Here is a 12,371-nt window from a genome sequence, read left to right as displayed (position 1 = left end):
CCTGGCTACTCCTTGGATCCACCGTTCTAAATCTCCCACAAACGCGGCAAACGTTCGGGAAGCCCCCTTGTTTTATGGCGGAACTGCTTCCACCATCCGCCATATACCCGGCGCAAATACATCGGATCACGTGCCATAAAGCGCGTGATCACAATTCCCTTCATCGCGGTCGCGGCACACAGGACTTCGCCCTTTGCCAGCCCCGCGGATGCCTGTTCAAGACAGTCGCGCGCCGCATCAAGATGATCTTCTGCCCCATGCCCGACCAGAATGGCCGTGGCATTGGCGCGTGCCCCGTCAAAACCCGCCCCGTGATCCAGAATGCGCAACACATCACCTTCAAGATGAAGCGCGTCACGCCACACCGGGCGCCCTTCAATCGACACATCCCATGCGTCGCGCGCCAATCCGGTTTTGAACACTTCACCCCGTGCCAGACGCCCGAACACCATCATTTCACCGGCCATAACCATGCCTGATCCCGATGCGGCAATGGTTGTCTTGCGACGAAGCCGCGCCTGATCAAACAGGATGCTTTCGTGGGGCAACCATTCAAGCCAGCCCCCATCTTCAACCGTCAGATCAACCGACATTTCGCAATCCGGCCCGACAGAGCGATAAATCTTTTCGGCGGCCTGTGCGGTAAAAAGTGCGGATGCGCCAGCCTCGACCTTGCCGGCAAATGCCAGTTTGTCGCCGCCGACCATGCCGCCAGATGTCGTTACCAGCACCGCCGTCGAAAGGTCCCCGGCCACCGGGCGCGGAAACAGGATTTTCATCGGATCGCGGTAATAAAGATGATCAAGGGCGGCATGCCCGCCCTGATGGGCAGGACCGGAACCCTGACGGAATGTCACCTCTGCGCGGCCATCGGTAATGATGCGCGCGGGCGTTCCGGTCATTTGGGCATCTGCATTTTGGGCTGCAGATATCGGGGTTTCGAGTTTACGAAGCTGCACTAGGCCACCTGATCAATGAGGTCCCGTTATTGGGCCTGATACCGTTTTCCGGTAATTCCAAGGGGCGTAACAGCAAGATGCGGGCCAACCATCAAATCCATGCCGAAACACGGATTTTGATGGCTATTGGTCTGATCAATCACGTGAAAGTTGCGCAAATTTTTGGCAAATGCTGATCAAACAGTCAGATAGGCCCGCACTTTTTCACGATCAAGTGTGTCCTTGGCTCCGGACAGAACGACCTCGCCGCGCTCAAGAACAACAATCTCGTCGGCCAGTTCGTGGGCGAATTCGAAATATTGCTCGACCAGCAGGATCGCCATGTCACCACGATCAGCCAGCTGTTTGATAACGCGCTGAATATCCTTGATGATCGAAGGCTGAATACCCTCGGTCGGCTCATCCAGAACTAGCAACCGGGGGCGCGTCACAAGCGCGCGCCCGATTGCGAGTTGCTGTTGCTGCCCCCCTGAAAGGTCACCACCACGCCGGCCCAGCATGTCACGCAGAACCGGGAACAGTTCAAAAATCTCGTCGGGGATATGGCGCATGGCACGCGGAAGTGCAGCAAACCCGGTTTCAAGATTTTCCTTCACGGTCAAAAGCGGAAAGATTTCGCGACCCTGCGGGACAATGGCAATCCCGTTGGCCGACCGACGCCATGACGGATCGCGCGAGATATCCTTGCCTTCCCATTTGATATTGCCTTCGGTAATCGGATGCTGGCCGACAACCGCGCGCATTAACGACGTTTTGCCAACCCCGTTCCGACCAAGAACAGCGGTTACCTTGCCGGTTTCGGCACTGAGCGACACTTTACGCAGGGCATGGGAAGCGCCATAGAACAGATCAATATTGCTGACATCGAGCATGTTTTGGCTCCCCTAGCGACCGAGATAAACTTCAATGACCCGCGGGTCTTTCTGCACATGATCAAGCCGCCCTTCGGCCAGAACCGACCCTTCGTGCAGAACAGTCACCTTGCAATCAAGGTCGCGGACAAATTCCATGTCATGCTCGACCACAACGACTGAATATTCCTTGGCAATCGTGCGCAGAAGCTTTGCCGTTTCCTCGGTTTCGGAATCGGTCATCCCGGCAACCGGCTCATCGACCAGAAGCAATTCAGGCTCCTGCATCAAAAGCATCCCGATCTCAAGCCACTGTTTCTGGCCATGCGAAAGGTTGGCGGCCATTTCATCGCGCTTGTCTTCAAGCATGATGGTGATCAGGGTCTTTTCGATCTTGGTTTTTTCGGCTGCGCTTAAACGATGAAACAGTGCCTGAAACACGCCGCGCCCGCCGGAACAGGCCAGAAGCAGATTGTCAAAAACCGTATGACTTTCAAACACGGTCGGCTTCTGGAACTTGCGCCCGATACCCAGATTGGCAATCTCGGCCTCGTCGAGCTTGGTCAGATCGATCTCGCTTTTAAATAAAACATCGCCGGTATCAGGGCGTGTTTTACCCGTGATGATATCCATCATCGTCGTCTTGCCCGCCCCGTTCGGGCCAATGATCGCGCGAAGCTCGCCCGGTTCGACATAGAATGACAGGTTGTTCAGGGCACGGAACCCGTCAAAGGTCACCGAAACCCCGTCGACATAAAGAATGGTTTCCGCCCGTGCCGATTTGACCTGCGGCTCGTCCGAGGCATTTGTTTCCATGACAGCTGCTTCGCTCATGCCTTGCCTCCTTCATTTGCGCGGCGTTTTCGCCAGGTCGTTAACAACGATTGCCGGTCCGCCGCCCCGAATGCCGGAACCGCACCGATCACCCCTTTTGGCAGGAACAGGGTCACAGCAATGAACAAACCACCTAGGAAGAACAGCCAGAAGTCCGGCATAACCCCGGTAAAGAAGGTCTTGGCATAGTTAACGATAAAGGCACCAAGCACCGCACCATAAAGCGTGCCGCGCCCGCCAACCGCGACCCAGATGACGATTTCAATCGACAATGCCGGGGCAAATTCACCCGGATTGATAATGCCGACCTGCGGCACATAAAGTGCACCGGCAATGCCCGCCATCACGGCTGACACGGTAAAGACAAACAGCTTGTAATATTCAACCCGGTAGCCGGTGAAACGCACCCGGCTTTCCGCATCGCGAATGGCAATCAGAACCTTGCCCAGACGCGACTGGGTAATACCGCGCGCCACGATATAACACACCCCGAGAAACACACAGGACGCCACAAACAATCCGGCACGCGTACCATCCGATTGCAACGAGAAACCAAGCAAATCCTTGAAATCGGTCAGACCGTTATTCCCGCCAAAGCCCATGTCATTGCGGAAGAAGGCCAGCAGAAGCGCATAGGTCATCGCCTGTGTGATGATCGAAAGATAAACCCCCGTCACGCGCGAACGGAATGCAAGGAAACCAAACACAAAGGCCAGAAGTCCCGGTACAAACATCGCCATGACAATGGCAAACCAGAACATGTCAAAGCCGTACCAGTACCAGGGTAATTCCTTCCAGTTCAGGAACACCATGAAGTCCGGCAGGATCGGATCGCCATAAACCCCGCGATCCCCGATCTGACGCATCAGATACATCCCCATCGAATAGCCACCCAGCGCAAAGAACGCGCCATGCCCCAGCGACAGGATGCCACAGAACCCCCAGATCAGATCAACGCTGAGCGCCAGAAGCGCATAGCACAGATATTTCCCCAAAAGGCTGAGCATCCAGGTCGGCACATGGAATGCCGATCCTTCGGGCACCAGAAGATTGCCCATCGGCACAAGGATCGCCGCAGCAATCAGGATCGCCAGAAGGATCATGCCGCCACGATCTTGCAGGAGCCAGCCAACAACCGGCGTCATTTTGTATTGTTGACGATAATCGGTCATGGATCAGGCCTCCACCGCGCGACCCTTAAGGGCAAACAGCCCCTTGGGTCGTTTCTGGATAAACAGGATCAGCGCAATCAGGACAAAGATCTTGGCAAGAACTGCACCCGCCACCGGTTCAAGGAACTTGTTGACGATACCAAGGCTGAATGCGCCAAGCACCGTGCCCCAAAGGTTCCCGACCCCGCCAAACACGACCACCATGAAACTGTCGATGATATAGGTCTGACCAAGGTTCGGACTGACGTTTGAAATCTGGCTGAGTGCCACACCGGCGATCCCGGCAATTCCCGAGCCCAGACCAAAAGTCAGCGCATCGACATATCCGGTACGAATACCGACCGATCCGGCCATGCGACGGTTCTGGGTGACCGCACGCATCTGAAGCCCGAAGGCAGTGTATCGCAGCACCGCGGCAATCCCGGCCACGACAATCACACTGAACAGGATAATCCAAAGCCGGTTATAGGTCAGAACGAGACCGGTCGAGAATTCAATCGCCCCGCTCATGAAATCGGGTGCGGTAACCTGCTGGTTGGTTGCCCCGAAAATCGAACGAATGGCCTGTTGCAACATAAGACTGACACCCCATGTCGCAAGCAGCGTCTCAAGCGGCCGACCATACAGGAAACGGATCACACAGCGTTCGATTACAACACCTACCGCACCCGCGACCAAAAAGGCCGCAGGCACCGAAATTGCCAGTGACCAGGCCGAACCAGACGGCAGGAACGGTGCCAGTGCCTGCTGCACCACAAAGGTGGTATAGGCGCCAATCATGATCATTTCGCCGTGCGCCATATTGATGACACCCATCACGCCAAATGTGATGGCAAGGCCAACCGCAGCCAACAACAGAACAGAACCAAGGCTGATACCGCGATAAACATCGCCGACCGTCTGCCATGTCGACAGACGCCGCTCGACAGATTCAAGAGCATCCTTTGCCGCTTCGACGACTTCCGGCTGATACCCTTCGGCTTCGGCACTGGCGACAAACTGCGACAGGACAGCACGAATTTGCGGTGTGGTTTCACTGGCAAGAACAAGGATCGCCGCCAGACGTTCATCCGTTGTTTCCCCGGCTGCCAAGGCCATGGTGGCCTCGGCCAGTTGCATCCTGGCCAACAGGGTTTCATCTTCTTCACGGTCAATGGCGCGCAAAAGCAGCGGCAACATCGCCGGGTCCCGGGCATCCATGATCTGCTCGACTGCTGCGGTTCGCACCGCAAGGTCCGGGCTAAACAGGTTCAGGGTCGCCAAGGCGTCGCGCAGCGCACCGCGCAAACGGTTATTCACCTTGATCTTGGAAAGTTCCTTGGAACTGCTTTCACCGGATTCTTCGCCACTGACGATGTCGATATGGGTGTAAACCTTGCCCTTTTTGGTGGCGATGACGACATGCTCGTCACTGTCACGCACATAAAGATCACCATCAAGCATCGCCTTAAGGATCGGAGCGACGCGCGGATCGCCATCAGCGGCCATCTGTTCGATCACGGCAACCTTTTTGGTCGCACTTTTATCATTAAGCTGTTCGGCAATATTTCGAAGTTCTTCGTCGCTGAATGCCTGCGCCATGTTGGGTGCGACAGTCACAAACGCCATCAGGCATGCAAGCACAGCAATCATTTGGACCGCCGCACATCTTGCCTTGCTCGCGAAGAACGGAGAACGGCGCAGCACTGAAAAAATGTCATTGCGCATGATCACCAAACCTTTGAATTCAAACTGGAAAATTAGCTAAAGAAAGGATCAGGCATAAAAGTCGCCTGATAAAGAACGGGCCGGTCGCGCAAGCACGACCGGCCCATCCGGAACCAATTAGTACATCGGTTTTTCACAGTTGCCGCAGACCCACGGATAGGTCCAGTCGGCGGTCAGCTTTGCGCTTTCCGGAAGGAAGTCCGACCATGCATCGCCAACGACGGTGCCTTCGGTTTCCCAAACGATGTCAAACTGGCCATCATCCTGGACTTCACCGATCAGAACCGGCTTGGACAGGTGATGGTTGGTGTTCATGACAGCAACACCGCCGGTCAGGTTGGCAACTTCCTGGCCATACATTGCCTGGCGAACGGCATCAACATCGGTGGTACCAGCCTGTTCGACAGCCTGTTTCCACATGTTGAAGCCGATATAGGTTGCTTCCATCGGGTCGTTGGTTACACGTTTTTCATCGCCGATGAATGCATGCCATTTTTCGATGAAGGCAGCATTGGCATCGGACTCGACCGACTGGAAGTAGTTCCAGGCAGCAAGGTGACCAACGAGCGGCGCGGTATCAATACCAGCCAGTTCTTCTTCACCGACCGAGAATGCAACAACCGGAATGTCTTCGGCCTTGATGCCCTGGTTGGCCAGTTCCTTGTAGAACGGAACGTTCGCATCGCCGTTAATGGTCGAAACAACGGCGGTTTTCTTGCCAGCAGACGCGAATGCTTTTACATCAGCAACAATCGACTGCCAGTCGGAGTGACCGAACGGGGTGTAGTTCTCCATGATGTCTTCATCGGAGATACCCTTGCCGTTCAGATACGAACGCAGGATTTTGTTGGTCGTACGCGGGTAGACATAGTCAGTGCCCAGAAGAACGATACGCTCTGCACCACCACCATCTTCGCTCATCAGGTAATCAACAGCCGGAATGGCCTGCTGGTTCGGAGCGGCACCGGTATAGAATACGTTGCGCGAGCTTTCCTCGCCTTCATACTGAACCGGATAGAACAGCATGCTGTTCAATTCTTCAAAGACCGGCAGAACCGATTTACGCGAAACCGACGTCCAGCAACCGAAAACAACCGAAACCTGATCTTTTTCGATCAGTTCGCGTGCTTTTTCAGCAAACAGCGGCCAATCGGAAGCCGGGTCAACAACAACAGCTTCAACCTGCTTGCCCAGCAGACCGCCATTCTTGTTCAGATCGTCAACCAGCATCAGGACAGTGTCCTTAAGCGTGGTTTCGGAAATCGCCATCGTACCGGAGAGAGAATGCAGCACACCAACTTTGATGGTATCTGCTGCCTGTGCGGCTGACATGGCCATTGCCGACCATGCCATGGCCCCAGCGCCAACGAGCGCTTGAAGCTTCTTATTCATTTATAGCCTCCACTGCGAGTTTATTGCACCGCAGTGATACTTGCTAAAACCGTGCCAGATTCTTTCGGCAGTAGAATAAAATCAAGAATCGCCGGTTTTCCACGCAATATGCGTCTATTTTACAGCCGGTTTAGGGAGAATATTTGCGCAAACTGCATTTTGTATGATTATTTTTCAATCATAGATTAAATAATGAACATTTTTTAATCACATTGACGCCGCAATCTTTGCCGCTTATCTGAGGGGCAGAAGTTTTGCTTCCACTGCGATTATTGCACCACAATTCTCCCCGTCGGGAGCAGCTTCTCGCCTCGCCGGTTTTCCGGCGAGGCGTTATTATTCCGCAGCCAGCGTGACACGATCCGGGGCAATCGAATCAATCACGGTCCGGATCTGATCGCGCAACCACACAAGTCCGGCATCCTTGTCCGTCCAGATCGCCCAGTTCATGGTCACAGGCGGGAACATGACGTCAATCGGCATCGGACAGAAAGACAGCCCGAATAACGGCGCATACTGATTGGCGATCCGGCATGGCACGGTTGCAACAACCGGGCTGTTGCGGGCCGCGGCAAGAAGCGGCATGAAATCGGGTGCCGCCAAAACCACATTCAGATCAATGCCAAGCCCCTGCAAGGCAACACCAACACATCCGGCAACATTTTCGGTCTGCGACAGCACCGCATGACGCGATGCCAGATATTCCGCACGCGATACCGGAGCACTCAATCCGGTCAACTCCGGATTGAAACAGCATGCGACCTCGGAATTAAACAGCACTTCGCCGTGATATCCCGATTGCAATTGGCTTTTGCAGCCAATTGCCAGATCAATCTCGCCATTATTGATCATGTTATCAACATTGTCCGACGTGATCGGCCGGCTCAGGATCTTGATCCCCGGTGACACGCCCTGCAAATGACGGAGCAATTCCGGCAAAAGGATCATTTCCATTTCGCCGGTCACACCCAGACGAAAAAGCCGTTCGGCCTTGGCCGGATCAAAACAATCCGTTGCCTGAAGCGCATGTTGCGCCTGAGACAGCGCCGTGCGTACTGGTCCTGCCAGCGCCCGCGCCTTCGCCGTCGGTTGCATTTTTTGTCCGACACGCACAAACAATTCATCGGCCAGCAACATGCGCAGGGTCGATAAATTGTGGCTCATCGCCGATTGACCAATGCGCAACTTCTCTGCCGCCTTGGTCACACTCATCTCTTGCATCATTGCGTCAAACGCAATCATGAGATTGAGGTCAAAAGACCTTAAATTGAAATGATCAATATTATCCATGACTGGCATCGATTTGATTACTGACTGAGCCCACTATAGCTTTTCCCCAGAAGCTTACAACCCGCTGGTTCCCCACCAGCATGATTTGAGGGAAAAGAAAATGTTATCACGTCGCGAAATACTTAAAGGGACGCTTGCCGCTGGTGCCGTCGGTACAATCGGCAGCACGGTTTTCATCCCGCTTGCCGCCAAGGCAAAAGCCCCGCTTGTCGGCACACAGGCCCCCGGCTATTACCGCCTGATGGTCGGCGATATCGAAGTCACGGCCCTTTCTGATGGCACCGGCCTGTTTCCGATGGCCGATCTTTACGTCAACACCACGCCAGAACAGGCACGCCTTGCCCTTGCCAATGCATTTCAGGGCACGCCAACCCGTCTTTCGGTCAATGCCTATTTGCTGAATTTCGGTGATCGGCTGGTACTCCTTGATGCCGGTAGCAGCGATCTGATGGGGCCGGCACTGGGCAAGCTTCCGGCCAACATGACCGCATCGGGCTATCATCCCGATCAGGTCGATGATGTCGTGATCACCCATATTCACCCCGATCACACGGGTGGCCTGATGCTGGGCGGCAACAAGGTCTTTCCCAATGCAACGGTTCACGTGCCCGAAGCCGACAAGGCCTTCTGGCTGAGTGCCGAGAACAAGGCAAATGCCCCCGAGGACAGCAAGGGCTTCTTTGATCAGGCGGTCGCCGCCCTGACACCCTACATCGATAGCGGCAAACTCGAACAGTTCGCAGCCGATGCCCCGGCCATTCCGGGCATGGTCAATACAACGTCCCGTCCCGGCCACACGCCGGGTCACAGCGCACTCTGGATCGAAAGCAAGGGCGAGAAGTTTGTCTATTGGGGCGACATCACCCATGGCGATGTGGTGCAGTTTGACGATCCCAATGTTGCCATTGCCTTTGATGGCGATACCAACATGGCCATCAAATCCCGCGAGGCTGCCTTTGCCGAAGCGGTAAAGGAAAAGTATCTGGTGGCCGGATGTCACATTGCTTTCCCGGGCATCGGTCACGTCCGCGAGGACGAAACCATGTATGACTGGGTGCCAATGAATTACCGCGCGGACGTCTAGGGCCACAAACTGATCCCCCAGCCCCGCTGGTCCCGGTCAGCACGGTACGCAAAAGGGCGGCCGCATCACGCGACCGCCCTTTCTGCTGAATAACCGGGAAAGGAAAGAACCTATTCCGGCATGCCCGCACGGATCCACTGCCCAAGCTGGGCACGCTCCTCGTCGGTCATTTCTGTCATATTGCCAAGTGGCATGGCGCGTCCGATGACAGCCTGCGCCAGAATGCGCTGCGCATTGGCTTCGATCTGGGCAATATCATCAAACATCACCCCCGCCGGAGCTTCGTCAAACCCTTCATCGCGCGGATTGGCCGAATGACAGCTGGTGCAACGGGTTTGCACAATTGCCAATGCGTGATCCCGGCTAATGATGTCCTCATCTGCAAGCTTGATCGCTTTCGGATCATAGGATGCAAACATCGCAAGAATGGCCATGCCTAGGGCTGCTGCTGGCAACTGCCAGACAATCGCCTTGCCCGTCCCGCCAGCATTGCGCGTGTTAAAGAAATGCCGCACCAGCCCACCAATAATCAGGATCAATCCGACAATCACCCATGACTGATCATGGGAAAACAGCATCGAATAATGGTTGCTGATCATCATCAGCAAAACCGGCAGTGTCAGATAGTTGTTATGGGTTGAGCGCTGCTTGGCCTGAAGTCCCAGTTTCGGATCGGGCTTCTCGCCCGCCATCAGGCTTGCGACCACCTTTTTCTGGTTCGGGATGATGATGCGAAACACGTTGGCAGCCATGATTGTACCAATCATCGCCCCCACATGGATAAAGGCACCACGACCGCTAAACACGTGGGTAAACAGATAGCTTGCGACCATGATCAGAATGAAAAGGGCGACCGCAAGTGTATCGGTGCGCTTGCCGATCGAACTTTTGCAGATAATGTCGTAAATCACCCAACCGGCAAACAGGCTGCCAAGACCAATCAAGATCGCATCCATCTTGCTCAGCGCCAGAACGCTCGGGTCAATCAGATAGCTTTCCGCACTCCAGTAATACATCGTCACCAAAAGTGCGAAGCCGGTAATCCAGGTAAAGTAGGCCTCGTATTTGAACCAGTGCAGTTCGGGTGGCATGGTGCTCGGTGCGACCATCCATTTATTGACATGGTAAAACCCGCCGCCATGGACCATCCATGCTTCGCCATAGACGCCTTCATCCATGCCCGGACGCTTGCGCAAGCTCAGATCAAGCCACACGAAATAGAACGAAGACCCGATCCAGGCGATGCCCGTAATCAGATGCGCCCAGCGCAGGATCAGATTGATCCAGTCCTGAAACAGAATATCCACGGTGTCTGAAACCTCCGTCTCGCCCGGCAGCAGGTCATGTTTCGCTGCGCGCGGGCCGCCCCTCTGATGGTCGTAATCCGGTCCGCATATCCCCATGCAGTCCGGAACCATTCAAATCAATCTCTTATCTTCTCCTAACATAGGCGTCCCACCGCCTCTATTATTAAGGGGTCGAGCATAATCGAAATGACTTTCAAACCATTCTTTAAAATGGCACAGTCCAAACTCTGAAATTGAATATAGAACGATAATAAACGCCAGAATTCACGTCACGTCAGGAGCTTCCCGCACCATGTCCGACTTTGAGGACATCCAGATTTTTGTCCGCGTTGCCGAACTGGGCAACCTTTCTGCTGCAGGCCGCGAGCTTCGCCATTCAGCAGCCGTCGTCTCGAACCGGATTGCCCGCCTTGAAGAACGCCTTGGTGTAAGGCTCCTTAACCGCACCACGCGCCGCGTCAATCTGACAACAGAAGGCGACGTTTATTACCGCCATTGCCTGCGCATTCTCAGTGAAATGCAGGAGGCCGAAAACGCCATTGCCAATCAGAAAAACACCACACGCGGTCCCGTAACGCTGACCTGCCCGGTGGCATTTGGCAATAAATATGTCGCGCCGATTATTCCGAAATTCGTCGAAAAGAACCCGGATGTGCAGATACGCCTGCATCTTTCCGACCGGCTTCTTGATCTGTTGCAAGACAAGGTCGACCTTGCCATCCGCATTGCCGAGCTTAAGGAAAGCTCGCTGATCGTGCGCAAACTTGCCAGCAATAAACGCATGCTGGTCGCAAGCCCGGATTATCTTGAAAAGAACGGCACGCCAAAGGTTCCCGCTGACCTGATGAACCACAATTGCCTGCTTCTGCGTTTTCCGGGCTCGCGTCAATATCAATGGACACTAACCGGCCCCGGTGCGGATGACGCCCCAGCAACCCTTGCCGTTTCCGGCTCGATGGATTCAGACAATGGCGAAGTCCTGACCCGCTGGTGCCTTGATGGCCATGGCATTTCCCTGAAATCACACTGGGAAGTCGGCGATTATATTCGCGACGGCAGGCTTAAGGTCGTCTTGCCCGGCTATCAGCCACCGTCACATGCGGTCTATACGCTTTATCCGGAAAACCGGTATTTGCCGACCCGCGTGCGCGCCTTTGTTGATTTTCTGGTATCCGAATTCGGTGGCACGCCACCGTGGGAACGCGATAACCTTTGATCTTAAATCCAGACCAAAGGTTATCGACTGTCTGATGGTTTGTGTGTTTTGCGCTTAACCGGCCTTCGCAGCCTTCCGGTGCAAAAAGATAAACTGCGTAGACACACCAAGAATGAATATCAAGGCCAGCACACCAAGGGCAGCCTTGATTATCGGGTCATCCGTTCCCGATGCAATCGGATGACCATCAGGCACACGTCGCAGAATTTCCGATACGGTCGGGACCATCAAAAGCAATACCGAAAATGTCAGACAGAACGTCTTCAGGTATTTTTGCCGACGCCCCAGAAATGTATAGCGATCCGCTGTGTATCCGACACCTAGCACAATCAGGGTGATCACGGCGGCAACGTTGCTGACCGGTGTTTTTGCCACCAGAAAAACGCTTAGCGAGCCAATAATCATCGCCACCAGATATATCACGCCAGACGTTGTTTTCGGCGCAATCCGGCCATAACGAATAAACATATAAGCAGCAGCAGGGATTGCAGGCAGGCTGCCCAGCGCATGCAACCAGCCAAACGGGGAAATTCCAAACATCTCAATTCCTTTCGGGATC

General features: G+C 54.5%; 11 protein-coding genes. 2 read left to right on the top strand and 9 right to left on the bottom strand.

Annotated elements, in window-relative coordinates:
• Nucleotides 1–26: 26 nt before the first annotated feature.
• The 7 genes from WA318_RS03590 to WA318_RS03560 form a co-directional block, all read right to left on the bottom strand.
• The gene (locus tag WA318_RS03590) at nt 27–902 is read right to left on the bottom strand and encodes an urease accessory protein UreD (protein ID WP_336080013.1); all 876 of its coding nucleotides are present in this window, start codon (nt 900–902) and stop codon (nt 27–29) included.
• A 233-nt stretch (nt 903–1,135) separates the two neighbouring features.
• A complete protein-coding gene (gene urtE / locus WA318_RS03585; RefSeq protein ID WP_114096689.1) occupies nt 1,136–1,831 on the bottom strand; it encodes an urea ABC transporter ATP-binding subunit UrtE in 696 nt (231 codons plus the stop codon).
• A gap of 12 nt (nt 1,832–1,843) precedes the next feature.
• Nucleotides 1,844–2,644 (bottom strand): urea ABC transporter ATP-binding protein UrtD, encoded by an 801-nt coding sequence (gene urtD, locus WA318_RS03580; RefSeq protein WP_443082630.1) that lies wholly within the window; start codon nt 2,642–2,644, stop codon nt 1,844–1,846.
• Nucleotides 2,641–3,816 carry an urea ABC transporter permease subunit UrtC gene (gene urtC / locus WA318_RS03575; RefSeq protein WP_336080012.1) on the bottom strand — a complete coding sequence of 392 codons (1,176 nt, stop codon included), beginning with the start codon at nt 3,814–3,816 and terminating at the stop codon, nt 2,641–2,643. Before urtC ends, urtD begins: the two co-directional genes overlap by 4 nt.
• Before the next feature lie 3 nt (nt 3,817–3,819).
• On the bottom strand, nt 3,820–5,448 hold the full coding sequence (gene urtB, locus WA318_RS03570; RefSeq protein WP_336080011.1) for an urea ABC transporter permease subunit UrtB: 1,629 nt from the start codon (nt 5,446–5,448) through the stop codon (nt 3,820–3,822).
• Between the two features lie 192 nt (nt 5,449–5,640).
• A complete protein-coding gene (gene urtA, locus WA318_RS03565; RefSeq protein WP_114096687.1) occupies nt 5,641–6,915 on the bottom strand; it encodes an urea ABC transporter substrate-binding protein in 1,275 nt (424 codons plus the stop codon).
• A gap of 336 nt (nt 6,916–7,251) precedes the next feature.
• Nucleotides 7,252–8,157, bottom strand: a complete 906-nt coding sequence (locus WA318_RS03560) for a LysR family transcriptional regulator (RefSeq protein ID WP_336080010.1) — start codon at nt 8,155–8,157, stop codon at nt 7,252–7,254.
• A 148-nt stretch (nt 8,158–8,305) separates the two neighbouring features.
• Here WA318_RS03560 and WA318_RS03555 point away from each other — a divergent pair, with 148 nt between their 5' ends.
• The gene (locus WA318_RS03555; protein WP_336080009.1) at nt 8,306–9,289 is read left to right on the top strand and encodes an MBL fold metallo-hydrolase; all 984 of its coding nucleotides are present in this window, start codon (nt 8,306–8,308) and stop codon (nt 9,287–9,289) included.
• A gap of 110 nt (nt 9,290–9,399) precedes the next feature.
• Here WA318_RS03555 and WA318_RS03550 read toward each other — a convergent pair whose 3' ends face one another.
• Entirely contained in the window at nt 9,400–10,596 is a 1,197-nt protein-coding gene (locus tag WA318_RS03550; RefSeq protein ID WP_114096897.1) for a urate hydroxylase PuuD, read from the bottom strand.
• A gap of 292 nt (nt 10,597–10,888) precedes the next feature.
• On the opposite strand from WA318_RS03550, the gene WA318_RS03545 reads away from it, so the two are divergent.
• Entirely contained in the window at nt 10,889–11,812 is a 924-nt protein-coding gene (locus tag WA318_RS03545) for a LysR family transcriptional regulator (RefSeq protein WP_336080008.1), read from the top strand.
• 54 nt (nt 11,813–11,866) lie between these two features.
• On the opposite strand, the gene WA318_RS03540 is transcribed toward WA318_RS03545, so the two are convergent.
• The gene (locus WA318_RS03540; RefSeq protein WP_336080007.1) at nt 11,867–12,352 is read right to left on the bottom strand and encodes a hypothetical protein; all 486 of its coding nucleotides are present in this window, start codon (nt 12,350–12,352) and stop codon (nt 11,867–11,869) included.
• Nucleotides 12,353–12,371 lie beyond the last annotated feature (19 nt).

It is taken from the genome of Thalassospira sp. CH_XMU1448-2, assembly GCF_037027285.1.
Taxonomy (GTDB): Bacteria; Pseudomonadota; Alphaproteobacteria; order Rhodospirillales; family Thalassospiraceae; genus Thalassospira; species Thalassospira profundimaris_C.
This window is presented reverse-complemented; position numbering and strand designations above follow the sequence as displayed.